This window comes from Streptomyces adelaidensis (genome assembly GCF_016598475.1).
GTDB lineage: Bacteria > Actinomycetota > Actinomycetes > Streptomycetales > Streptomycetaceae > Streptomyces > Streptomyces adelaidensis.
The window spans coordinates 147,520-171,530 of the sequence record NZ_JAEMUX010000006.1 but is presented as its reverse complement, the minus strand read 5'-3'; the positions used below and the strand labels follow the sequence as shown (position 1 = coordinate 171,530).

Genomic DNA, 24,011 nt, shown 5'->3' with positions numbered 1-24,011 from the left:
ATGGACGAGATGACCGAGGTACGGGAGCTGCGGGCCGGGGCGCCGGCCCCCGACCGGGCCCGCCTCGCCCCCGGCCGCGCCCGGCTGCTGGACGCGGCCAGGACCGGCACGCGACGCCACAGGGTGCGGGTGCGCCCGCAGTTCGTGATCGTCGGCGTCGCGGCGGCCGTGACCGCGGTGGCGGTGACCGCGTCGCTGCTGGTGGGCCGTGAGGACACCCGCGAGCTGACGACACCGGCGGCGGCGCTCACGAACGCGGACCTGAAGGGGATGAGCGCGGCCGAGCTGCTGGAGCGGGCGGCGGAGGCCGTGGAGCGGCAACCCTCGGCTGTGGAGCCGAAGGCGAAGCAGTGGATCTACACCAAGGACGCGGTGGAAGGGGCGAAGGAGCTCATGGAGCCCCTGTCGGACCGGGCGCGCTTCCCCGAGAAGTGGATCCGGTACGACGGTGGCGCGATGGCGGGGGAGGACGTCGCTCGCGAGAACGGGCGGGCCAAGGTCCAGGTCACCGAGTTGGACATGGAGAACGAGGCGGAGAACGGCACCGAGGAGGACGACGGGCGCTCGCCGCGCCAGATGTACCGCTTCCTGGAGACCCTGCCCACCGACGCGAAGGGCGCGCTCAAAGCCCTGCGGAAGCAGGACGCGGTCACCGACGAGAAGGACCGGGACCAGGCGCACCACGACTACCAGGAGATCTCCGCCCTGCTCCGCGCCGACCTCAAACCGTCCCAGGGGCTCGCGGGGCTGTACCGCGCGCTGGCCACCCTGCCCCATCTCGACGTCGGCGACCACCTGGTCGAGGACGCGGCAGGGCGCCGGGCCGTCGCCCTGCGCTACAGCGGCAACGACAGCGGGGACGAGCTGGTCGAGCGGGAATGGCTGATCGACCCGGAGACGTACGAGGTCCTCGGTCTCCGGATGATCAGGGGCGGCGAGCTGGTCACGGGCGACGCGACCGTCACCGTCGCCGTCGTGGACGAACCGGGTGAACGCGGCTGACACCCGGTCCCCAGAGACACGGGCGGCCCGCCCCACGGGGGTGGGCGGGCCGCCCGGCCGCCGGTCGGCCCGCACCCTGAGACACCCCCACCGCCGGTTGGCCCGTACAGGTCCTGGCCGGTTAGGTTGCCCTCATGACCGACACGACTGCTCCTCGCACCATCGGCGCCGTGGCCGCCGGCCTCGCCACGATCGCCGCCGACGGCACCGTTCTCGACACCTGGTTCCCCGCGCCCGAACTCTCCGCCGAGCCGGGCCCGTCCGGCACCGAGCGGCTCTCCGCCGAGCGGGCGGCCGCGCTGCTGGGCGGCGCCGCGACCGCGGCGACCGGCCCGGACGCGCGCCGGGGTGTCGAGGTCGTCGCGGTCCGTACGGTCATCTCCTCCCTCGACGAGAAGCCGATCGACGCGCACGACGTCTACCTGCGCCTCCACCTGCTCTCCCATCGCCTCGTCAAGCCGCACGGCCAGAGCCTGGACGGCATGTTCGGCTTCCTGGCGAACGTGGCGTGGACCTCGCTCGGCCCGGTCGCCGTCGACGACATCGAGAAGGTGCGCCTCAACGCGCGCGCCGAGGGACTGCACCTCCAGGTCACCTCCGTCGACAAGTTCCCCCGTATGACGGACTACGTGGCCCCCAAGGGTGTCCGTATCGCCGACGCCGACCGGGTCCGGCTCGGCGCGCACCTCGCCGAGGGCACCACGGTCATGCACGAGGGCTTCGTCAACTTCAACGCCGGCACCCTCGGCACATCGATGGTCGAGGGCCGTATCTCCGCCGGTGTCGTGGTCGGCGACGGCTCGGACATCGGCGGCGGCGCCTCCACGATGGGCACCCTCTCCGGTGGCGGCAACGTCATCATCGCGATCGGCGAGCGCTGCCTGGTCGGCGCCGAGGCGGGCGTGGGCATCGCCCTCGGCGACGAGTGTGTCGTCGAGGCCGGCCTCTACGTCACCGCCGGTACCCGTGTCACCATGCCCGACGGCCAGATCGTCAAGGCCCGCGAACTCTCCGGCGCCTCCAACATCCTCTTCCGCCGCAACTCGGTCACCGGCACGGTCGAGGCCCGCCCGAACAACGCGGTCTGGGGCGGCCTGAACGAGATCCTGCACAGCCACAACTGACCCCGTACGGGTTGCTCGGCGTGACTTTCGCGCGGTCAGGCAGATGAACCGGTGGACACAGTGTCCGATCAGACGCCGAACCGACGAAATGAGGGGCCGGACAGATGAGGAACGAGCGGGCGAGGGTCGTGGCGCGAGTACTGACCGCGGGGCTGGCGGCGGTGCTGTGCTGGCTGCCGGCCGGGGCCGCGCACGCGGACGAGACCAACAAGTCCTCGCACAACGGCCCCCGCATCGGGCTCATCAACGTCGGCCAGGTCGACGACCCGATGGAGGACGTGCTGGAGCACACCCTGCTGTTCGGTGACGGGTACCGCTGGGGCTGACCCGCACGTTTGGGACTTCGACGGGTCCGGGGCCCGTACGCGCAGCCGCGCGTACGGGCCCCGGACCCGTTTCCGGGACTTTCTCCCGCACTTTCTTCGAAGTGCCGGCATAGCCGGGGGCCGGTCCGGGCGTCACATGGGGCACAGGGGCGGGACACGGGGTCCGCCTGGGAAGAGAAGGTGACGATGGATGCCGCAGGGCAGGAGAGTTTCCGGGAGTTCGTGGCCGGGCGGTCGTCGGCACTGCTGAAGACAGCCGTCCTGCTGAGCGGCGGGGACCGCCACGCCGCCGAGGACCTGCTGCAGAACGCGCTGATCAAGGCCGCCGGGCGGTGGCAGCGCATCGACGAACCCGAGGCGTACGTACGGCGGATCCTCTACCGGCAGCAGGTCAGCCGCTGGCGGCTGAAGTGGCGGCGCCGGGAACTGACCGTCGCGGAACCGCCGGAGAGCGGTGGCGGCGCCGCGGACGGGGCCGCCGGAGTGGAGCTGCGGCTCGTGATGCGCGGGGCGCTGGCCCGGCTCACCGCCCGGCAGCGGACCGTGCTCGTGCTCCGCTACTTCGAGGACCTGCCCGAGGGCGATGTGGCCCGCATCCTCGGCTGCTCCGTCGGAACCGTCCGTTCCACCACCCACCGCTCGCTCGCCCGGCTGCGCGAACTCGCGCCCGAACTGGCCGCCCTCGGGCCCGCCCCGGCCGAGCAGCAGCCGTCCCGTGACTTCTCGCCCGTGGAGGTGCGTCCGTGAACGTCGACGAACTGGTGCGTGACTCTCTGCGCGAGCAGGCCGCCGAACAGCCGCCGCTGGCACCGGGCTTCGCCGAACGGGTGCTGACCGTCAGGCGCCGCCGCCGGACCCGGTCGTTCGCGACCGTCGCCGCGGCCACCGCCGCCGTGGTCGCCGTAGCGGTGGCCGTGCCGCTGCTGGACTCCGGCAAGGACGAGCTGCGGCTCTCCACCGAGATGAACAGGAGCGACATCATCGCCCACCCGGACCAGTCGCCGCCGCGCGATCTGATCGCGGCGGGGGACGTGGCGCTGGCCGCGTGGTTCACCGTGGACACCGTCAAGACCTCGAAGGACACCGCCGTCCCGGTACGCACCTACCGGGTCCTCGACCAGGAGACCGGCAAGTACGTCAAGGACACCCGCTGGTCCCAGGTGGCGGTCGCCCCCGGCATGCGGACCGCCGCCGTCCTGGAGAAGGATCTGCCCGCCCGGCGGATCGGACTCCTCGACCTGCTCACCGGCGAGGTCGAGCGCTGGATCCCGGTCGACCGGGGTGTCGCGAGCGTCGAGTTCTCGCCCGACGGCACCAGGCTCGTCGCCACCACCTACAGCAAGAACCCCGATCTGCTGGCGAGGGCGGCCAACGACCTCGACGGTGACGGCAAGAAGAACGACTTCATGCGGGAGGAGTGGTCCAAGTCGTACCGGACCGGCTTCTACATCGTCGACGTCGACTCCGGCGGGACCGAGTGGACCGAGGTCCCCGTGGAGGAGCCGGAGAACGGGCTGGTAATCGTCAACCCCCGCCAGGACTTCTCCTTCAGCGACGACGGCAAGCTGGTCCGTTCCGGGCTGAGCACAGAATCGTACGACCAGTACTACGACCTGAAGGGCGCCGAGGTCGACAAGCCGGCCGCCGAGAAGTACCTGACCTGGTTGGTGAAGGCGGGGCTCTCCCCGAACGGCAAGCTCGCGGCCGGCGATTTCGCGGGCGGCGCCAAGACCACCGCCTCCGAGATCGTCGACCCCCGCACCGGCAAGCGGCTCCACAAGATCCCCGGACAGCAGTTGCTCGCCTGGGCCGACAACGAGCGGCTCGTCGCCTGGGACATCACGGCCGGTGACAGCGAGTTCCACAACGCGCTGGTGCTCGTCACCATCGGCAGCGACAAGACGCTCAGGCTCAGCGGAGCCCGCAAGGGCGACGACGGGGCGGCCGGGCGCTGGAACCCGGTCTTCGCCACCCGCTGAACCGTCCCTCTCAGGCGGCCACCAGCCGCTCGTACGCCCGCAGCAGCCCGTCTGCCGTGTCACGGCCGGCGGGCCGCAGCGGCGCCCGGACCGGGCCGGCGGGCAGACCGAGCCGCCCCAGCAGCGCCTTCGCGGTGACGGTGCCGGGCAGGCCGGAGGACATCATCAGCTCGGTGAGGGGGACGGTCAGCCGCTGGAGGCGGGCCGCCTCGCCGGTGTCGCCCGCGTCGAAGGCGTCGAGCACGGACCGGAAGTGCCGGGGAGCCACATTCGCGACCGTGCCGACGTACCCGGAGCCACCGATCGCGTACATCGCCAGTACGTACTCGTCGCAGCCCGTGTAGTACGCCAACTCCGTCTCCGCCAGCACCTTCTGGGTGCCGAGGAGGTCGTACGCGCAGTCCTTCACGGCCACGATCCGGGGGTGGCCGGCGAGCCGGATCATGGTCTCCGGCTCGATCCGGGTGCCGGTGCGGCCGGGAATGTCGTACAGCGCGACGGGCAGTCCGCAGGCGTCGGCCAGCTCGCGGAAATGGGCCTCGACCGCGTCCTGCGGGGGCCTGCTGTAGTACGGCGTCACCGCCAACAGGCCGTCCGCGCCCGCCTTTTCGGCCGCCAACGCCAGCCGTACGGTGTGCCGGGTGTCGGCGGTGCCCACCCCTGCCACGATCACGGCCCGGTCGCCGACCGCCGCCCGCACCGCGCGGATCAGCTCCGTCTTCTCGTCGTCCGTCGTCGTCGGCGACTCACCCGTCGTACCGGACAGCACCAGCCCGTCACACCCCTCGGTCACCAGCCGGTCGGCGAGCCGCTGGGCGCCGTCGAGGTCGAGCGCGCCCGACGCGGTGAAAGGGGTGATCATCGCGCAGAGGGCGCGGCCGAAGGGGGCGGGGCGGGTCGTCGTCATGGGGGTAGTCTCGGCCCGACCATTGTGAAGCTCCACTTAATTCTTCTACGAGGTATCGGTGAGCTTTGCTACGAGGATGAACCCGGCCGCCTTCCGCGCACGTCAGGGGGTAGCACGGACCGGGCCGGGTACCCGGGACGTCCCGACATGTGAGGAGGCGGGACCGTGACCGGGACCACCGACACCAGGCCCACTCGATTCGTGCGCTCCGTGCGATCCGCGCGTCCGGGGCCGGGCGAACACGACCACCACCACTCCGTCGGCGAGCTGGTCGGACAGGCCACCGAACAGCTCTCCCTGCTCGTACGGCAGGAGGTCGCCCTCGCGAAGGAGGAACTGGCCGAGAAAGGGCGGCGCGCGGGACGCGGCGGCGGGCTCCTCGGCGCGGCCGGCGCCGTCGCCTACGTCGGATTCATGACCCTCGCCGGCGCCGGGGTCGCGGCGCTGTCCCTGGTGCTGGATGTGTGGGCCGCCGCGCTCATCGTCATGGGCGTGCTGTTCGTGATCGCCGCCGTGCTGGCAGCGGTCGGCCGCGCGCAACTGCGGCGGGCCACCCCTCCCAGGCCGGAGCTGGCGCTCGACAGCGTCAAGGCGGACATGGACGAGATCAAGGGAAGGGCTCGGCGATGACACAGACCTCCGGCACGTCCGGTGCCTCCAGTAAGGCCGACGCTTCGGCGGGTGCCAAGGGCCCCGACGAACTCCGGCGGCAGATCGAGACGACCCGGGCACAGCTCGGCGACACGGTCGAGGAACTGGCCGCCAAGGCCGACGTGAAGGCCAGGGTCCACTCCGCGTGGGACCGGGTGCCCAGGGAAGCGGTGGTCGTCGGCGGCGCGGGCGTCGCCGTCGTGGCCGCGGGCGCACTGGCCTGGCGGCACTACCACTGACCACTACCTAGCCATCTACAACCAGCCACAGCCAGCCACAGCCATCCACAGGCACCCATCAGGTCATGGGGCGGTCGTCTCCCGGTCGCCCCTCACCCGTGCGCGGGCGGTTCGCAGGGCGCGCAGGCGTGGGGGCCAGGTGCGGGTGTCGCGGGGTTCCACGTAGGGCTCCTCGGTGGCGGGCCGGCCCGCCGTGATCGCGTGTTCGCGGGAGAGTTCCGCGTCGAACTCGAGGCCGAGGAGGATCGCGAGGTTGGTGAGCCAGAGCCAGATGAGGAAGATGACGGCGCCGGCGAGGGTGCCGTAGGTCTTGTTGTAGGAGCCGAAGTTCGCGGCGTAGACGGCGAAGCCGGCGGACGCGGCGAGCCAGATGAGGGTGGCGAGGACACCGCCGGGACTGACCCAGCAAAAGCCCCGGCCGCGGACGTTGGGCGCGGCCCAGTAGAGCAGCGCGATCATCAGGGTCACCAGCACCAGCAGGACCGGCCACTTCGCGATGTCCCACATCGCGACGGCCACGCCGCCGAGCCCCATCGCCGTGCCCGCGCGCTCGGCCAGCGGGCCGGTGAACACCACGATCATCGCGCTCGCGGCCAGCATGAGCATCAACACCAGGGTCAGGGCGATGCGCAGTGGCGTCAGCTTCCACACCGGGCGGCCCTCCGGCAGGTCGTACACCGCGTTGGACGTACGGATGAACGCGGCCACGTAGCCCGAAGCCGACCACACCGCCGCCGACAGACCGACGATCGCCAGCACTCCGCTCGTACCGCCGCTGTCGCCCAGCTGGACGACGGCGTCGCGCAGGATGTCCCGCGCGGGGCCCGGTGCCAAGTCGCCGATGTTGTCCAGGAGTTTGCCGGTGGCGTGCCGGCCGGCGACCCCGAGCAGCGACACCGTCACCAGCAGCGCGGGGAAGAGCGACAGCACCCCGTAGTACGTCAACGCGGCCGCCCGGTCGGACAGTTCGTCCTCCTGGAACTCCCTCGCCGTGCGCCGCACCACCGCCCACCACGAACGCCTGGGCAGATCCCGGGGGTCGTTCGCACCGGTCCTGGGTTCGGTTTCGGTCTCCGGTTCCTTCTCCGCCCGTTCGGCCGTCGGCCGCTTCTCGTCCATGACCGGGCGGGTCTCCCGAATCGGGGCCCCGAATCGCGGACTTGACCTGAATCTTGGTTGAGGTTGAAGGGTGACGAGTGCGCGTACATCACGTCCATCACGTACCGATCACACGTCCATCACGTACCGATCATTGGAGAGCGGCATGACCCGTCGTACGGACATCCATCCCGACCCCGCCCGCCCGGAAGTCGGGGCGTCCTTCTTCAGTACGTGGCGGGTGGGCACACCCCTGCGGCAGCGGCAGACCGTCGAGGCCGTCGCCGAGACCTGGGAACGGCGGCCGTGGCCCGCCGAAGGGCTGCTGGGGTACTTCCTCTACGCGGCGAAGGACGGTTCCGGGCTGCTGCACTACTCGCAGTGGGCCGACGAGCAGACGTACGAGGCCTTCGTGAAGACCCGGCGGCAGGAGCGCAACGACGCGATCGACACGGCGGTGCCGGGCATCGAGCGGGTCGGGCTCGGGCGCTACCGGCACTACCGCGCCCTCACGGGGGACGACCACGGAGCGCGGGTGCCGGGCTGCGTCGTGATCGTCGACGTCGAGTTCGACGGGCCGGACCCGGCGCGGCAGCGGGCCTGGGTGGACGCCGTCCAGGAGGCGCTGGCCGCCGAGCCGAACCTCCACCCCGGCGGCATCTCCGCCCACTTCCACCTCGCCACCGACGGCACCCGCGTCCTCAACTACGCCGAGTGGGAGACCGCCCAGCACCACATGGACGCCCTCGCCCCACCCGGCGACGGCGTCGGCTCGCCCACCGAGCTGTGGCGGCGCGTACAGGACTGGCCCGGACTGAGGAGCAGCACGGTCAGCCGCTACGAGTACGCCCTCGGCCTTGTCCCCGACTGACTCCGGGCCCGCCCGCCCGGCCGCCGGCCCGACTCAACCGATCACTAAAACTGTCTGGACAAGAAAAGTTTTCGGTGAGACGGTGGAGCCATGTTGGACGTCACCGTGATCGAGGACCCGGAGGCCGCGGCGGTCTCGCTCGACCCCATACGGGCCCGGCTGCTCGCCGAGCTGGCGGCGGGGCCCGCGTCGGCCGCGATGCTGGCCGGGAAGGTCGGACTGCCGCGCCAGAAGGTGAACTATCACCTGAAGGCGCTGGAGAAGCATGGCTTGGTCGAGCTGGCGGGGGAGCGCCGCAAGGGCAATGTCACCGAGCGGCTGATGCGGGCGACCGCCGCGTCGTACGTCATCTCGCCGCTCGCGCTCGCCGCCGTACAGCCGGACCCGGACCGTTTCCGGGACCAGCTCTCCGCCCGCTGGCTGCTCGCGCTCGGCGCCCGGCTGGTCCGGGACGTCGGGTCGCTGATCACGGGGGCGGCCAAGGCCCGCAAGCCGCTCGCGACCTACGCGCTCGACGGCGAGGTCACCTTCGCCTCGGCCGCCGACCGGGCCGCGTTCATCCAGGAGCTGACCGCCGGGGTGAGCGCGCTCATCCGTAAGTACGACGCCCCCGAGGCCGACGGCGGCCGTGGTCACCGGATCGTCGTCGCCGTCCATCCGACGGTCAAACCCACGGCCGACTCCATGGCCGATCCCACGGCCGATCCCATGGCCGATCCCACGGCTGACCCCATCGTCACGTCCGCATCCGCCCGCGAATTGGATCAGTAGTAGTACTCAGGAGCCCATCATGTCCAAGGAATTCGAGATCGCCCGCGAGTTCGAGGTCGACGCCACGCCCGAGCAGGTGTGGGAGGCCGTCACGAGCGGTACCGGCGGCTGGTTGTGGCCGATGGAGGCTCCCGAGCCGCGGGTCGGCGGCAAGGGCCCCTTCGGCTCCGACGTCATCGCGTGGGACCCGCCGCACCGGTACACCAACCGCGTCGAGGACGTCGAGGGGATCTCCGAACAGACCCTCAACCAGCTCGACCACACGATCGAGCCGCGTGACGACGGCCGGCGGGCCTGGGTGCGGTACGTGCACAGCGGGATCTTCGTAGACGACTGGGACAACCAGTACGACGGCGCCGCCCGGCACACCGACTTCTACATGCACACCCTGCGCGAGTACCTGGCCCACTTCGCGCCGCGGCCGGCCGCCTTCGCCACCTTCGACGGGCCCGAGGCGTCGAAGGCCGCCGACGCCCTCGCCGTCGTCGGGCGGGCGCTCGGCGTCGGGGACGACGTGGCCGCCGGCACCCGGGTGACGGTGCGAGGCCCCGACGTGTTCGACGCCGTGGTCGACTTCCGCGACCCGTACTTCATCGGGCTGCGGACGGACCGGGGCCTCACCCGTGTCTTCGGGCGCAACCACTGGGGCTATCCCGTCGGCGTCTCCCTGCACGACTTCACGCCGGGCGACGACATCAAGGAGTGCGAAGCCGCCTGGCAGGGCTGGCTGGACGGAGTGTTCAGCCAGCCCTGAGCATCACCGGCTACCGGCTTTACCGGCTACGGCTCGAACCGCAGCACCTGCGGGTCGTGGTCGCTGATCTGGTCGTTGAACTCCGAGTTGATGTGCACGCTGTCGTACGTGAACTCGCAGGAGCGCCGGATCGAGGGGCTGATCAGGACCTGGTCGAGGACCTGGGCGTTGCCCTGGTACACGTACGAGTAACGCTCGCTCTTCGGGAGTGACTTGAACGCCGACCACAGGGCGCCGTCGTCCTCCAGCAGCTGGGCGGTGCCGGAGAACTCGAAGTCGTTGATGTCGCCGAGAGCGATGACGTTCGCGTTCTTCTCCTTCGCCAGGATCTCCTTGACGAAGGTGTTCACGGCGGTCGCCTGGAGGTGGCGCTGGGTCTCCGAGACGCGCGTCGGCGGCTGGAACCCGGAGTGCAGAGACTGGTCGCCGCCCTTGGAGGCGAAGTGGTTCGCGATCACGAAGACGGACTTGCCGCGGAAGGAGAACTCGCCGACGAGGGGCTTGCGGCTGTTCGTCCAGGCGGTGTTCGCCGGGTCGACACGGCCCGGGGAGACCGTCAGTTGTGCCTTGCCGCGGGACTTCGTCACCCCGACGGCCGTCGCGGCGTCGCCGCCCGCGCGGTCGGTGAAGGAGACCCGCTCGGGGTTGAACAGGAAGACCTGGCGGATGTTGCCGCCGGGCTCGCCGCCGTCCGCGAGGTTCACCGGGTCGATGGACCGCCAGTCGTACGCGGGGCCGCCGGCCGCCGCGATCGCGTCCACGAGCTTCTGGACCGTCCGGTCGGCGGCGACCGTGCCGTCGTTGGTGGCGCCGTTGTTGTCCTGGATCTCCTCCAGGGTCACGATGTCGGGCGACTGGAGGTTGTGCACGATCGCCGCCGCGTGGTCCGCGAAGGAGGCGTCGGACGGGTCCAGGTTCTCGACGTTGTACGTCGCCACCGCGAGCTCGCCGCGCGCCTGCTTACGGGTCGTCTCGCGCTCAAGGCCGCCCTGCTCCAGGGTGCCGATCTCGTTCGCGACGAGCGTGTAGCCGCCGAACTGGTTGTAGTCCAGCGGGCCGGCCGTGGAGCCCTTCAGTACGTCACCGACGTTCGCCTTCGGGAAGTCGGCGACCGCGCCCAGCGACTGGATCTGCAGCCGGCCGGTGTTCTGCGAGGTGTAGGAGCCGTACACCGTGCCGCCACGGCGGTTGGCGTTCTCGCGGGGCTTGACCGTGACCCACAGCTCGGTGAACGGGTCGGTGGCGGTGACCACGCGGGTGTCGGCGACCCGGACGTTCATGCCCTCCAGGGACTCGTAGAAGTCCAGGGCGTACTTGGCGGGGGCGAGCGTGAGGCCGTCGATCGAGCCGGCGGCGGCGGAATCGCCCGCCGGGGCGTACCGGCCCGGCACGGACCTGGCGTCGACGACGCCGGCGGCCGGGACGGTGTTGCCCGTGGAGACCACCGTGATCGTCGGCCGGGTGATCTGCGTCACGGACTGGTTTCCGGACGAAGTGCCGCCCGGCACGAACTCGCCGACCGTGCCCGAGACCTTCACCGCGTCGCCCACCGAGACCGTCGGCCGGGAGCTGGTGAAGACGAAGACGCCCTCGCTCGTGGCCGGGTCGGCGTCCGCCCGGGTGTCCTGGATCCAGAAGCCGCGCGAACCGTAGGTGCGTACGCCCGTCACGATGCCCTCGACGTCGGTGACCTGTTGGCCGACGAGCGGGGACGTCCGGGTGGTGCCCTGGATGTCGTGGATACGTAGGGAGTCCGCCTGCGCGGGCGAGGTCAGGACCACGGCGGACACGGTGGAGCAGATGGTGGCGACGGTCAGCGCGCCGATGCGCGCGGTTCTCTTGCTCGGCAAGGGGATCCCTCCGGGGGCGTACGTGGGCGCCGGGACGAGAGTGGACGGGGGGTGGCCTGCGACCGGTGGGGCGGCGCGACGCGCGTAGAACTCCGACGAGCTGCGACGAAGTTCGATGGTCGTGTTTCTGTGGGTGGCCCCGGAATCACCCCAGAGCTACCCGTGAGTTTCTACGCGCGTCAATCTCCTGCCTGGTCAGGCCAGTTGTCAAGGTTTCAGCCACGCCGACTCCTGACAGGTACATGAACCGGGTGGCATGGGTGGAAATCCGTCTAGGCTGAGCGGCTGCGTACTTGTATGGGTGCCGCGGGTGATCGGATGCGGTGTTCCGCTCGTACCAGCAGGTGTACTCGTAGTGCCCTGGCCTGTCGCGTACGGACACCCCGGTATCGCCCGCCACCGTCGTCACCGCTCGTTCCGAGGAGAACCCCGCCGATGTCAGACAGCTCGCCACTGCCGCCGGTGCGGCTGCTCCCCGAAGCGGAACTGGCGCGGCAGGCGCTCGCCACCCCGCTGCTCGCACGCGCCGCGCGGCTCGCCCGCTGGGCCGGGCCGGACACGCGCGTGGGCGCCGGCGGCGAACTCGTCGAGGAGCAGCTGCCCGCCGCCGCCGAGGCGCTCGGGCTCACCGGCCAGGACGCCGACGGCGACGACGCGGCGGCCCTGGCCAGTGAGGCCTGGCGGATCGCCCTGGACGCCGGACTCGTCGAGATCGTGGACGAGGAGCAGGGGACGGTCGCCGCGGGCGAGGATCTCGCTCTTCTCACCTCCGGCGGCCCGCAGGACGTACTCGGCATCTGGCTCACGGCCCTGGAGTCCGCCCTCGCCGACGCGAGCGTGCCCGACCTCGACGGCATCGTCGACGCCATGGAGGCCGGCGAGCGGATCGACTTCGCCGAGCTGGACTGGGACCCCGACGCCGAGGCGGACTTCCTCGACGGGGTGCTCGGCAACCTCTACCTCCTCACCGTCAGCGAGGAGGGACCCGGCGACGGGCCCGTGCCACTGCCCGCCCTCGCCGCGTCGATGATCGTCCCCGACGACATGGGGGAGCCCACCAACGACGTACTGGAACAGGTCTCGGACGCGATGATGCGGCTCGACGACCAGTTCCGGGTGCTGGAGCCGGTCGGGCTGGTCGAGTACCAGCCCGTGGACGAGGCGCTCATGACGGACGCCGAGGAGGCCGTCGCCGACGGCGGGACGGGCGCGCCGGTCGTCGACGAAACCGATGTCACCCGGTACGGCATGGTGCGGCTCACCCCGCTCGGGCTGTACGGGATGCGGGCGCGGCTGCGGGACGCGGGCGTCGTGACGCCCTCGGTCGGCGACCTCGTCGACAAGGGCGCGGACGTGCTGCTGGACGGCACCGGCGGTTTCCCCCCGGCGGCCGCCCAGGCCGAGACCGAGCAGTGGCTCGCACGCCGGGAGCCCCTGGACGCGGCCCGGGAACTGCTGGCGGCCGCCCGTGGCGCCGACCCCGGCGCGCCCCTGCGCCGGCTGCGCTGTCAGCAGGCGCTGTCCCTGGTGGGGGCCGTGACCGAGTCGGCGCTGCGGGAGGTCCTCGACGATGCCGAGCTGGGCGGACTCGCGCGGGTGTGGCTGACCGAGCGCGGCGCCACGGATGTGCCCGCGCCGTCCCAGGACATGGTGTTCTGGCTGACCATCGACACGGTTGCCGCGCAGCTGGCGGCCGAGGGGAACTCCGCGGAGCTTCGGGCACTCGTGGAGGGGTTGGCGCAGCAGCACGGGGGGTTCTTCGCGGCGGCCTGGCGGGTGGAGCACCCGGCCACGCCGGACGTGCTGGAGGCGATGGGGCGGATCCATCCCGACAAGAGGGTGGCGAAGGAGGCTCGCAAGGCGGCGTTCAAGGCTCGGTCGCAGCGGGGGGATTGATGCGGGGCGCCTAGTAGCTCGGGCGGCTTGGGTGCGTTGGCGGGTGCGGGTCCGGTGGGGGCTTGTCGCGCAGTTCCCCGCGCCCCTGAGAAGCAGGGGCTGCGCCCCGTGCTTTTCGGCCCGCGGGGGCCGTGTCTTTCAGGGGCGCGGGGAACTGCGCGCGAGCAACCACGACGCACCCGCAGCCGACTGACGGGTAGGGGCGGATTCACGGAAGCGAGGGCCCTCGCTTCGTCCGGTGTTCAACCGGCGTTCAGGCGCGAGCGGGACAGTTCGGCGCGACACACGGGTCCGCCCCCCCCACGGTCATCCACCGCCACGCAGGAGACAGCATGCCGCTCACCCGCAGGGACTTCGCCAGACGATCCGCGGCCACCGGGGCCACAGTCGCGCTGGCCGGCAGCGTAGGCGCCCTGGCGACCGCGCCGAACGCCCTCGCGTCGACGGACACGGACGCCGAGGGCACGTACGCCGACGGCACGGACACCGAGCGCGGGGCGGACCGGCACGGTGGCGGACCCGGCTACGGGCCGCTGATCGCCGACCCGGCCGGGATCCTCGCGCTGCCCGCCGGTTTCACCTACCGGGTCATCACCCACAGCGGAAAGACCAAGCTGGAGTCGGGCGAGTTCACCCCCGGCAAGCACGACGGCACCGCCGCCTTCCCCGGCCCCCGCGGCACCACCCTCCTCGTCAACAACCACGAGCTGAAGGGACCCCGGGCCAACTGGGAGTTCCCGGTGCCGCTCACCGAGGACCTGGTCTACGACCCGGCGGCGGCCGGCGGCTGCACCGTCGTGGAGATCCGCCCCGACGGCCGGGTCGCCGAGTGGGTCGGCATCGCGGGCACCTCCACCAACTGCGCGGGCGGCAGCACCCCGTGGAACACCTGGCTCACCTGCGAGGAGAACTCCGACCGGGCCGGCGTCAACGGCATGACCAAGGACCACGGCTACGTCTTCGAGGTCGACCCCGGCGACCGCCGCGCCAACCGCTCCCCGAAGCCGCTGAAGTTCTTCGGCCGCTACGACCACGAGGCCGTCGTCATCGACCCCAAGCGCGGCCACGCCTACCTCACCGAGGACGCGGCGACCCCCAACGGCCTCTTCTTCCGCTGGACCCCTCCCAAGGGATTCACCTACGGCCCCGGCAGGTTCCGTACGCTCGCCGACGACGCGGGCGTCCTCCGGGCCCCCAGGTGCTACGACTCCGGCGGCCGGTTCGTCGACGACCTGTCCCGCGCCACGAAGACCGGCACGGTGTACGGCGTCGACTGGATCGACGTCCCCGACCGTGACGCCAGGACCGTCGCCGTGCGCAAGCAGTTCGGCGAGGGCGAGATCACCCGCGCCCGCAAGCTGGAGGGCATGTGGTGGGGCGACGGCGGCGCCTACATCGTCTCCTCGTACGCCCGTGACGAGAGCCCGGTCCAGCACGACGGCCAGGTCTGGTTCTACGACCCCAAGCGCCGCACCCTGACCCTGAAGGTCCTGCTCGGCGTCAACCCCGACCCGTCCGTCGACGGCGCGCTCGACGGCCCCGACAACATCACCGTCTCCCCCTACGGCGGCATCATCCTCACCGAGGACGGCGAGGGCGTCCAGCATCTCTTCGGCGCCACCGACAGCGGCCGCACCTACCCGATCGCCCGCAACGACCTGAACCTCGGCACCGAGGACGAGCCGGAATACAGCGAGTTCGCCGGCGTCACCTTCTCACCCGACGGAAAGACCCTGTACGCCAACATCCAGACGCCGGGCATCCTGCTGGCGATCACCGGGCCGTGGAAGCGACAGAAGCGGTAGCGGTTAATTCGTTCGCCCGGCCCGCACTACGCCTCCTAGAGTGATGCATGTCCAGGTGCGAAGGCAGGACCTACTTCCACTGATAATGGGGCGGCCGCGGGTTCGAGTCCCGCCACCGGTACAACGCGCCGGTGTAGCTCAGGGGTTAGAGCGCCTACGTCGGTTCCGCCGGCTTCGATCTCTGGACACCTAAAACTTCATGCACCTCCCGGTGCGATCTGATCTCGGGAGGCGCAGCGGATGGTGGGTGCCCGGTGCGCAGGCAGCGGATACTTCGGGCACTGGTGGGGAAAATTCCTCGTGCGGGTTCGAATCCCGTCATCGACTTCGGGTCGGTGTGGCGGAACGGAAGACGCGCCAGTTATAAGCAACCGCCGCCGACTTCGACCTCGGGCACCTTCCTTTTGCTGCGCCTCCCTCCGAAACCAACATTCCACGCACGAAGTGCTGACGAATTCGGGGGAATTCATCATGGCGCGATTCAACACCAAGGCCACCAAGGCGCAGCCCACCTCGCGGGTCACCTCGACGGGGCGCGTGCTCCGTACGTACCAGGGCGGCCGTGGCCATGAGCGGGACGAGCGCTCCGAGCTGTTCCTGCTGTCGATCGCCAACTTCGTCGCGCAGAAGACCTACTACGAGAGCGGCGAGGACCGGGACGACCGGTTCGCCGCGCTCGTGCGGCGGCTCGCCGTCACCGACCCGGTGTGGACGGCCGGCCTGCTCGGCTGGCTGCGCGGCGAGGGCAACCTCCGTACGGCCTCGATCGTGGGCGCCGCCGAGTACGTGAAGGCACGGCTCGACGCGGGCGTCACCGACGGGCCGACCAACCGCCAGGTCGTCGACTCGGTGCTGCGGCGCCCGGACGAGCCCGGCGAGCTGCTCGCCTACTGGACCTCGCGGTACGGCCGCAACATCCCCAAGCCGGTGAAGCGGGGCGTCGCCGACGCCGTACGACGGCTCTACAGCGCCAAGTCGCTGCTGAAGTACGACACCGCGTCCAAGGGCTACCGCTTCGGCGACATCCTGAACCTGGTGCACGCGGCGCCGGACCCGGACAAGCCGTGGCAGGGGGACCTGTTCCAGTACGCCCTCGACCGGCGCCACAACCCGGACACGGCCGTCGTGCCCAAGTCGCTGCCCGTGCTCGCGGCGCACCGTGACCTGATGGAGTTGCGGCCCGCCAAGCGGCGCCGGGTCGTCACCGGTGCGGGCGGCTCGCGGCGGCTGGCGGACGCGGGCATCACCTGGGAGGCGCTGGCAGGTTGGCTTCAGGGGCCGATGGACAAGTCGGCGTGGGAGTCCGTCATTCCGTCCATGGGTGCGATGGCGCTGACCCGCAACCTGCGGAACTTCGACGAGGCGGGCGTCTCGGACGAGGTCGCGGCGCAGGTGGCGGCGAAGATCAGTGACCCGGTCGAGGTCGCGCGATCGCGGCAGTTCCCGTTCCGCTACCTCGCGGCGTACCGGCACGCGCCCTCGCTGCGCTGGTCGTACCCGCTGGAGCAGGCGCTCGGCCACTCGCTGTCCCAGGTGCCCGCGCTGCCCGGCCGGACCCTGGTCCTGGTCGACCGCTCGGGCTCGATGTTCTACTCCCGGCTGACCGACCGCTCGTCCCTCACGTACGCCGACGCGGCGGCGATCTTCGGCACGGCGCTCGCGCTGCGGGCGGCGGACGCGGATCTCGTCGAGTTCGGCAGCACGAGTCGTGAGGTGCGGTTCAGCTCGGGCGAGTCGGTGCTGAAGATCCTCGGCCGCTTCGGCGACCTGGGCGGCACCGACACCACCGAGGCCGTCCGCCGGCACTACAAGAAGCACGACCGGGTGCTGATCGTCACCGACGAGCAGGCCACCTACAGCCACTACGGCGACCCGACCCAGCAGGTCCCCGACGACGTCCCGGTCTACACCTGGAACCTCGCCGGACACCGGGCGGGCCACGGCCGGTCCGGCACGGCGAAGGCGAACCGGCACACCTTCGGCGGCCTCTCGGACTCGGCTTTCCGGATGGTTCCGCTGCTGGAAGCGGCACGGGACGCCGACTGGCCGTGGGTGGGCTGAAGAGCGGCGCAGTGAGTGTGGCCCGTATCCCAGCAGGGATACGGGCCACACTCTTGTTCGCTCCCCGTACTGACATCTAACATTTCAGTCCATGGAGGCCATACGACCGGTCGGCCGCACCCTGCTCAGGGACCGCGCCTACCAAGCCATCCGGGACGCCATCGTCGCCGGAGAGATCGAGCCGGGCGCGGTGGTGCGAGACGCCGAGTTCGCGGAGCTGCTGGGGCTGTCGCGGGCGCCGGTGCGGGAGGCGTTCTCCCGGCTCGTCGACGAGGGGCTGCTGGAGAGCAAGCCGCAGAGCTACACCCGGGTCACGGCTGTCGTGGCCGCCGATGTCCGGGACGCCGCCGCGGTGGTCGGGGCCATGCATGAGCTGGCCACCCGGGTCGCCGTGCCCCGGCTGTTCGCGGCGGACGTCGAGACGATGCGCTCGGCCAACGAGCGGTTCGCGGCGGCCGTCCACGTGGGCGACGTCGACGCGGCCCTGGTCGCCGACGACGAACTGCACGACGTCCTCGTCCGGGTGAGCGGCAACCGCGCGGCCACCGCCACCGTCGCCCGCTACACCCCGCTCATCCGCAGACTGGAGCGCCGCCGCTTCGGCGAGGGCGGCAACTGCCGCTCGGCCGGCCTGCACGAGCAGCTGATCGAGGCCTGCGCCGCCGGCGACACGGACGAGGCGGTCCGGGTCACGGCGGAGATCTGGCGCGGCCTGGCCGCACTCGCCGACGAGCCGGATGGACCTGGCGAACTCGCCGGATCTGCCGGACCTGCCGGACCTGCCGGACCTGCCGGACCTGCCGGACCTGCCGGACCTGCCGGACCTGGCGAACCCGCCGGACCTGCCGGACCCGCCGAATCCGCCGAGCCCGCCGGACCGGATGGGCCCACCGTCGAGCCTCTCGGCGCAGCGGACCACTGACCCACTCCACCCCCCCCCGGAGGACCCGTGTCCCTTTCTTCCTTCGAGCGCTACCCGCTCCTCTTCGGGCCCTCACCGGTCCACCCGCTGGAGCGCCTGACCGCCCATCTCGGCGGCGCCTCCCTCTGGGCCAAGCGCGAGGACTGCAACTCCGGTATCGCGTACGGCGGCAACAAGACCCGCAAGCTGGAGTACCTCGTCGCCGACGCGCTCGCCCAGGGCTGTGACACCCTCGTCTCCATCGGCGGCGTGCAGTCCAACCACACCCGCCAGGTCGCCGCAGTGGCCGCCCGCGCCGGACTCAAGTGCGTGCTGGTGCAGGAGAGTTGGGTCGACTGGCCGGACGCGGTGTACGACAAGGTCGGCAACATCCTCATCAGCCGGCTGGCCGGCGCCGACGTACGGCTCGTCCACGCCGGCTTCGGCATCGGCTTCAAGGAGAGCTGGGAGCTGGCGCTCAGGGAGGTCGAGGAGAGCGGCGGCAAGCCGTACGCCATCCCGGCCGGCGCCTCCGACCACCCCCTCGGCGGCCTCGGCTTCGCCGGCTGGGCGTACGAAGTCGCCGAGCAGGAGCGCGAGTTGGGCGTCTTCTTCGACACGGTCGTCGTGTGCTCGGTGACCGGCTCCACGCAGGCCGGCATGGTCGCCGGCTTCGCCGCGCTGGAGGAGGCGGGCGGACGCCCCCGACGAGTCCTCGGCATCGACGCCTCGGCGAAACCCGTCCCCACCCGCGAGCAGATCGCCCGCATCGCCCACAACACCGGGCAACTCATCGGTGTCAAGCGTGAGTTGACCGTGGCTGACGTGGAGCTGGACGAGCGCTACCACGCCGGGATCTACGGCGTCCCGGACGACGCCACCCTCGTGGCGATGCAACTCGCCGCCCGCACCGAGGGCATGATCACCGACCCCGTGTACGAGGGAAAGTCGATGGCCGGGATGATCGACCTGGTCGAACGCGGCGAGATCGGCCCGGAGTCCACCGTCCTCTACGCCCACCTGGGCGGGCAGCCCGCGCTGAACGCGTACAGCGGTGTGATCCAGTGACGTCGGAGGCACTGTCGCGAGGCTGACGCGGGTACGGCTCCTGTCGGCGGTCATGTCAGGCCGGATACGGGGTGGGGGTACCGCTGTCCTCCCGCCCTGCTGTCAGGTCGGGCACGCGCCGGGCGCCCTTGGGGGTGGGGGCCCGGCGACGCGTACGTGCTCTCGGCGGGTTCTCAGAGGGACTGGGCCGCCGGCTTCACCATCCCCCTGACCGTGCGGGACTTCACGAAGTCGCCGATCGCGGTCATCTCCCACTCGCCGGAGAACTGCTTGATCAGCTTGGCCATCATCACGCCCGTCTGGGCTTCGGCGTTGGTGAGGTCGAAGCGGACCAGCTCCTCGCCGGTGGCGGCGTCGATGAGGCGGCAGTATGCCTTGGCGACCTCGGTGAACTTCTGGCCGGAGAAGGAGTTGACCGTGAAGACCAGGCCGGTGACCTCCTGGGGGATGCGGCCGAGGTCGACCACGATCACCTCGTCGTCGCCGCCGCCCTCACCCGTGAGGTTGTCGCCGGAGTGCTTGATCGCGCCGTTCACGATCGAGAGCTTGCCGAAGTAGCAGCTGTCGATGTGGTTGCGCTGCGGGCCGTACGCGATGACCGACGCGTCCAGGTCGATGTCCTTGCCCCGGTACGCCGGCTCCCAGCCGAGGCCCATCTTGACCTGGGAGAGGAGCGGGCGGCCGCCCTTGACCAGGGAGACGGTCTGGTTCTTCTGGAGGCTGACGCGGCCCTTGTCCAGGTTGATCTTGCCTGCCACGGGAGCGGCGGGGGCCGTGCCCGTGGTGGGAGGGGTGGTGGGGACCGGGGGCGCGGTGAGCCGCGGGTCCGGGGTGGGGGTCGGGGCCGGCGGGGCCACCGGGGTCTGGACGGTGGGGGTGGAGACGGGCGGTGCCGGGGCCGCCTGGGCCGCGGGTTCCTCCACCGAGACGCCGAAGTCCGTCGCGATGCCGGCGAGGCCGTTCGCGTACCCCTGGCCCACGGCGCGGGCCTTCCACGCGCCGTTGCGGAGGTAGATCTCCACGATCACCAGGGCCGTCTCCGTGCCCAGTTGCGGCGGGGTGAACGTGGCGATCACCGAGCCGTCGGCCGCGTTGCGGATCGTGGCCGTGGGCTCGATGCCCTGGAAGGACTGGCCCGCCGCGTCCGGGCTGGCCGTGATGACGATCTTCTCGATGCCCGGGGGGAGGGCCGCCGTGTCCACGGTGATCGAGTCGGGGGTCGTACCGCCGCCGGAGCGGTAGGTCACGCCCGGGCCGGTGGGCTGGTTGAAGAAGATGAAGTCGTCGTCCGAGCGCACCTTGCCGTCGGCGGTGAGCAGCAGGCCCGAGACGTCCAGCCGCACGGGGGCGGCGACGTCCACCGCGACGCGGGGGGCGGGCAGTGGGATGTTCGAGCCGGGGGTCATAGCGGTCATGCCGGGTGAACGATTCAGGCCGCTTTACCGTTCCCTTACCCGACCGCTCCGCTTGGGCCGTTCGGGTAGCGGGGGGTGGGTGCTTTCAGCTGCGGGTCCGGTGGGGGCTTGTCGCGCGGTTCCCCGCGCCCCTGAAAGGCAGGGGCGCGGGGAACCGCGCGATCAACCACGACGCTACGGGAGGACCACGGTCTTGCGGCCGACTCCCGCGGCGAACTGGTCGAGGGCCTGGGGGTACTGGGTGAGGGGGAGGCGGTCGCTGATGAAGATGTCGGGGTCGAGGACACCGTTGGCGAAGAGTTCGGCCGCGCGTTCGAAGCTGTGCAGGACGGCCATGGAGCCCGTGATGGTGATCTCCTGGTTGTAGATGCGGTAGGGGTCGATCGTGACCCGGGTGGAGTAGTCCGCCACCCCGAACTGGAGGAAGGTGCCGGCCTTGGCGACCCGGCCCAGGCCGTCCTGGATGGCCGCCGCGTTGCCGGTCGCGTCCACGACCACGTCCCAGCCGGTGGGGCGCTCCAGCTCGTCCGGATTCGCGGCGGACGCCGAGACGCCCAGTCGCCGGGCCGTTTCCAGACGGGCGGCATTGATATCGACGACGTCCACGCTCGCCGCCCCCGTCCGCTTCGCCAGCTCCAGCATCATCAGGCCCATCGTTCCCGAGCCGTAGATCAGGACGTGAGCGCCCAGGCGGGACCGGAGGACGTCGTAGCCCCGTACCGCGCAGGACAGCGGTTCCACCAGCGCCGCGTCCTGCGTGCGGACGTGCTCCGGCAGCCGTACGCAGTTCGCCACCGGCGCGAGGGCGTACTGGGCCGCACCCCCCGCCGTCGTGACGCCGATCGCGGCCCAGCGCTCGCAGGCCGTCGCCCTCGGCGCTGTCGTGGTCGCGGTCATCGTCCCTCGTACTCCTCGGAGATCTGCTCGGCGAGCGCCTGCGACTTCTTCAGGGCCGACTCGACGGACTGGCGTCCGGCGATGGCCGCGCTGATCTCCAGGGAGACCTTGGTGCCGAGGTCGGTGAACTCGGGGATGCCGACGAACTGGATGCCGGGCGCGGGGCGCGGCTGCACCCCGGGGTCGGTGGGGCGGGCGCCCTCGATGGCCTCGCGGGTCATCTCCTGGAAGGCGGCGGCCTCCTCGCGGTAGTCCGGGTTCGCGTACGTCGACTCCCGTTTCCCGGCGGGCACGTTCGACCAGCCGATCTGCTCGCCGACCAGCTCCTCGTACTCCCTGCCGGCCGCCCAGGAGACGAACTCCCAGGCCTTGTCCGGGTTGCGGGAGGCCTGCTGGACGCCCCAGGCCCAGGTGTAGAGCCAGCCGGAGGACTCGGTCTTCTCGACCGGCGCAGGCGCGTAGCCGATCTTCCCCTTCACCGGGGAGTCGGCCGCCTCCAGGGAGCCGGCCGCGGAGGTGGCGTCGTACCACATGGTGACCTTGCCCTGGGTCATGTTGTTGAGGCATTCGGCGAAGCCGGCCTGGGCGGCGCCGGACTCGCCGTGCTCGCGTACGAGGTCGACGTAGAACTTGGTGGCCTTCTCGAACTCGGGGGAGTCGAGCCGGGCCTTGTAGTCCTTGTCGAACCAGGTGCCGCCGAAGGTGTTCACGACGGTGGTGAGCGGGGCCATGACCTCGCCCCAGCCGGGCAGGCCGCGCAGGCAGATGCCCTTCATGCCCGGCTCGGCGCCGTCCGTCTTCGCGGCCAGATCGGCTATCTGCTGCCAGGTGGGATGCTCGGGCATGGTGAGCCCCTGCTCGGCGAAGACGTCCTTGCGGTACATCAGGAAGGACGACTCGCCGTAGAACGGCTCCCCGTAGATCTTGCCGTCGTCGCCGGTCAGTGACTCCCGCATCGGCTTGAGGATGTCCTGCTGGTCGAACGCGGTGTCCTTCGCGAGGTACGGGTCCAGCTCCTCCAGCCAGCCGTTCCTGGCGTAGATGGGGATCTCGTAGTTGCTGAGCGTCGCCACGTCGTACTGGCCCGCCTGGTTGGCGAAGTCCTGGCTGATCTTGTCGCGGACGTCGTTCTCGGGCAGCACGGTGAAGTTCACCTTGATGCCGGTCCGCTTCGTGAAGTGCGCGGCCGTGAGTCTCTGCAGCTCCTGCATCTGCGGGTTGTTGACCATGAGTACGTTGATGGCGTCGCCGCCGGATCCCGCCCCGCCCGCTCCGGTCCAGCAGCCGGAGAGAAGCGGGGCGAGCAGCGTCCCTGCGGCGACCGCGGCGAGTGCTGCGCGCGGCCTCCGTCGGCTCGGGATTCGCATGGATCGCTCCTGGACGTATGGGGAGATAAGGGATGTTCCATGGCGGGGGAGTGCCATGGGGCAGGTCGGTCGGTTGTCAGACTCGGATGACCTGGGGGCCCAGCAGCGAGTACCGGTGGGCCTCCGAGGCCGGGAGCAGGGTGCTCGTGACGATGGCGTCCAGGTCGCCGACCTCGGCGAACCGGCAGAAGCTGACCGCGCCGAACTTGGTGTGGACGCCCGCGAAGACGGTGCGCCGGGAGGCGCGGATGGCCTGGGCCTTGACCTCGCTGACGGCCGGGTCGGGGGTGGTGAGGCCGTGCTCGCGGGTGATGCCGTTGGCGCCGATGTACGCCAGGTCGATGACGAAGCCGGCGAGCATCTTCGTCGTCCAGTGGTCGACGGTCGCGAGGGTGCCGGGGCGTACCCGCCCGCCGAGCAGCAGCACGGTGGTGTTGCCGGCCTCCGCGAGCGCGCCCGCGGTGGCGAAAGAGGCGGTGACCACGGTCAGCGGCCGGTCGCGGGGCAGGGCCTCGGCGATGAGCTGGGGGGTGAAGCCCTCGTCGACGAAGACCGTCTCCGCGTCCCCGAGCAGCTCGGCCGCCGCGGCGGCGATCCGGCGCTTCTCGGGCACATGGCTGGTCGAGCGGAAGGCGAGCGTCGTCTCGAACCCGGCGCTCTCCACGGGATACGCGCCCCCGTGCGTCCTGCGGACCAGTCCGTGGTCCTCCAGGGCACGCAGATCACGCCGTACGGTCTCCTTGGCCACGCCGAGGGTGACGGCGAGCTCGGTGACGTCGACCGAGCCCGTGCGGCGGGCGGCCCTGACGATCTCGCGTTGTCTTTCCTCCGCGCTCATGGCCGACACCTGCTCTCCCTCGCCGTGGTGCTGCCCGTTCGGGCCCGGTGCGGGCCTTGGGGGAAGTTCTACAGCGGGTGTGCGGCGCCGACCAGGCCTGTTGCGGGTCCGATGATGCCCGTCCCGGCCCGTTTCGCACGGCCGCCGTCCGTCGCGGACCTGGGGCGGGCGTGGGAGCGGGCAACGGGCGT

20 protein-coding genes and 2 pseudogenes are annotated in these 24,011 nt (G+C 71.2%); 15 read left to right on the top strand and 7 right to left on the bottom strand.

From position 1 onward, the window contains the following. The 5 genes from I8N67_RS05400 (at position 1) to I8N67_RS05380 (ending at position 4,431) form a co-directional block, all read left to right on the top strand. Positions 1-1,002, top strand: coding sequence for a CU044_5270 family protein (locus tag I8N67_RS05400; protein WP_200301411.1), 1,002 nt, complete (start codon positions 1-3; stop codon positions 1,000-1,002). 134 nt (positions 1,003-1,136) lie between these two features. Next, complete coding sequence (gene dapD / locus I8N67_RS05395; RefSeq protein ID WP_200301410.1) at positions 1,137-2,126, top strand: 2,3,4,5-tetrahydropyridine-2,6-dicarboxylate N-succinyltransferase; 990 nt, start codon at positions 1,137-1,139, stop codon at positions 2,124-2,126. A gap of 104 nt (positions 2,127-2,230) precedes the next feature. Beyond that, a complete protein-coding gene (locus tag I8N67_RS05390; RefSeq protein WP_200301409.1) occupies positions 2,231-2,452 on the top strand; it encodes a hypothetical protein in 222 nt (73 codons plus the stop codon). 186 nt (positions 2,453-2,638) lie between these two features. Beyond that, positions 2,639-3,199, top strand: coding sequence for a SigE family RNA polymerase sigma factor (locus I8N67_RS05385; protein WP_200301408.1), 561 nt, complete (start codon positions 2,639-2,641; stop codon positions 3,197-3,199). Beyond that, positions 3,196-4,431 (top strand): WD40 repeat domain-containing protein, encoded by a 1,236-nt coding sequence (locus I8N67_RS05380; RefSeq protein ID WP_200301407.1) that lies wholly within the window; start codon positions 3,196-3,198, stop codon positions 4,429-4,431. The genes I8N67_RS05385 and I8N67_RS05380 overlap by 4 nt, the downstream gene beginning before the upstream one ends. A 10-nt stretch (positions 4,432-4,441) precedes the next feature. On the opposite strand, the gene dapA is transcribed toward I8N67_RS05380, so the two are convergent. Then, positions 4,442-5,338 (bottom strand): 4-hydroxy-tetrahydrodipicolinate synthase, encoded by an 897-nt coding sequence (dapA, locus tag I8N67_RS05375; protein WP_200301406.1) that lies wholly within the window; start codon positions 5,336-5,338, stop codon positions 4,442-4,444. Positions 5,339-5,503: 165 nt separating this feature from the next. Between dapA and I8N67_RS05370 the strand changes: the two genes are divergently transcribed. Together I8N67_RS05370 and I8N67_RS05365 are read left to right on the top strand one after the other, a co-directional pair. After that, positions 5,504-5,968 carry a phage holin family protein gene (locus I8N67_RS05370; RefSeq protein WP_372443638.1) on the top strand — a complete coding sequence of 155 codons (465 nt, stop codon included), beginning with the start codon at positions 5,504-5,506 and terminating at the stop codon, positions 5,966-5,968. Next, complete coding sequence (locus I8N67_RS05365; RefSeq protein ID WP_200301405.1) at positions 5,965-6,228, top strand: DUF3618 domain-containing protein; 264 nt, start codon at positions 5,965-5,967, stop codon at positions 6,226-6,228. The genes I8N67_RS05370 and I8N67_RS05365 overlap by 4 nt, the downstream gene beginning before the upstream one ends. 63 nt (positions 6,229-6,291) lie before the next feature. Here the strand turns inward: I8N67_RS05365 and I8N67_RS05360 are convergent, their stop codons facing one another. Continuing rightward, positions 6,292-7,347 carry a YihY/virulence factor BrkB family protein gene (locus tag I8N67_RS05360; protein ID WP_200301404.1) on the bottom strand — a complete coding sequence of 352 codons (1,056 nt, stop codon included), beginning with the start codon at positions 7,345-7,347 and terminating at the stop codon, positions 6,292-6,294. Between the two features lie 145 nt (positions 7,348-7,492). Here I8N67_RS05360 and I8N67_RS05355 point away from each other — a divergent pair, with 145 nt between their 5' ends. The 3 genes from I8N67_RS05355 to I8N67_RS05345 all read left to right on the top strand — a co-directional run bounded on the left by I8N67_RS05355 (position 7,493) and on the right by I8N67_RS05345 (position 9,722). Further along, the gene (locus I8N67_RS05355; protein WP_200301403.1) at positions 7,493-8,197 is read left to right on the top strand and encodes an antibiotic biosynthesis monooxygenase; all 705 of its coding nucleotides are present in this window, start codon (positions 7,493-7,495) and stop codon (positions 8,195-8,197) included. 90 nt (positions 8,198-8,287) lie between these two features. After that, complete coding sequence (locus tag I8N67_RS05350) at positions 8,288-8,968, top strand: ArsR/SmtB family transcription factor (RefSeq protein WP_200301402.1); 681 nt, start codon at positions 8,288-8,290, stop codon at positions 8,966-8,968. Positions 8,969-8,987: 19 nt separating this feature from the next. Next, positions 8,988-9,722, top strand: a complete 735-nt coding sequence (locus I8N67_RS05345; RefSeq protein ID WP_200301401.1) for an SRPBCC family protein — start codon at positions 8,988-8,990, stop codon at positions 9,720-9,722. Between the two features lie 26 nt (positions 9,723-9,748). On the opposite strand, the gene I8N67_RS05340 is transcribed toward I8N67_RS05345, so the two are convergent. After that, on the bottom strand, positions 9,749-11,572 hold the full coding sequence (locus tag I8N67_RS05340) for a DUF8508 domain-containing protein (RefSeq protein ID WP_200301400.1): 1,824 nt from the start codon (positions 11,570-11,572) through the stop codon (positions 9,749-9,751). A 435-nt stretch (positions 11,573-12,007) separates the two neighbouring features. On the opposite strand from I8N67_RS05340, the gene I8N67_RS05335 reads away from it, so the two are divergent. The 5 genes and pseudogenes from I8N67_RS05335 to I8N67_RS05315 all read left to right on the top strand — a co-directional run bounded on the left by I8N67_RS05335 (position 12,008) and on the right by I8N67_RS05315 (position 19,303). Further along, entirely contained in the window at positions 12,008-13,468 is a 1,461-nt protein-coding gene (locus tag I8N67_RS05335; RefSeq protein ID WP_200301399.1) for a hypothetical protein, read from the top strand. A gap of 332 nt (positions 13,469-13,800) precedes the next feature. Beyond that, positions 13,801-15,273 carry an alkaline phosphatase PhoX gene (locus I8N67_RS05330; protein WP_200301398.1) on the top strand — a complete coding sequence of 491 codons (1,473 nt, stop codon included), beginning with the start codon at positions 13,801-13,803 and terminating at the stop codon, positions 15,271-15,273. Between the two features lie 471 nt (positions 15,274-15,744). Continuing rightward, complete coding sequence (locus I8N67_RS05325) at positions 15,745-17,334, top strand: TROVE domain-containing protein (RefSeq protein WP_200301397.1); 1,590 nt, start codon at positions 15,745-15,747, stop codon at positions 17,332-17,334. 91 nt (positions 17,335-17,425) lie between these two features. Next, a pseudogene (locus I8N67_RS05320) lies at positions 17,426-18,064 on the top strand (GntR family transcriptional regulator); the annotation flags it as partial. 219 nt (positions 18,065-18,283) lie between these two features. Beyond that, positions 18,284-19,303: a 1-aminocyclopropane-1-carboxylate deaminase gene (locus I8N67_RS05315; protein ID WP_200301396.1), complete on the top strand. Its 1,020-nt coding sequence runs from the start codon at positions 18,284-18,286 to the stop codon at positions 19,301-19,303. 173 nt (positions 19,304-19,476) lie between these two features. Here the strand turns inward: I8N67_RS05315 and I8N67_RS05310 are convergent, their stop codons facing one another. From I8N67_RS05310 to I8N67_RS05295, 4 genes and pseudogenes are all read right to left on the bottom strand, one after another. After that, positions 19,477-20,709, bottom strand: coding sequence for a TerD family protein (locus I8N67_RS05310; protein ID WP_200301444.1), 1,233 nt, complete (start codon positions 20,707-20,709; stop codon positions 19,477-19,479). Between the two features lie 183 nt (positions 20,710-20,892). Beyond that, positions 20,893-21,579: pseudogene (locus I8N67_RS05305) on the bottom strand (zinc-binding dehydrogenase); the annotation flags it as partial. Positions 21,580-21,611: 32 nt separating this feature from the next. Then, the gene (locus tag I8N67_RS05300) at positions 21,612-22,982 is read right to left on the bottom strand and encodes an ABC transporter substrate-binding protein (protein WP_200301395.1); all 1,371 of its coding nucleotides are present in this window, start codon (positions 22,980-22,982) and stop codon (positions 21,612-21,614) included. Between the two features lie 76 nt (positions 22,983-23,058). Beyond that, a complete protein-coding gene (locus I8N67_RS05295) occupies positions 23,059-23,829 on the bottom strand; it encodes a DeoR/GlpR family DNA-binding transcription regulator (RefSeq protein WP_200301394.1) in 771 nt (256 codons plus the stop codon). Between the last annotated feature and the right edge of the window lie 182 nt (positions 23,830-24,011).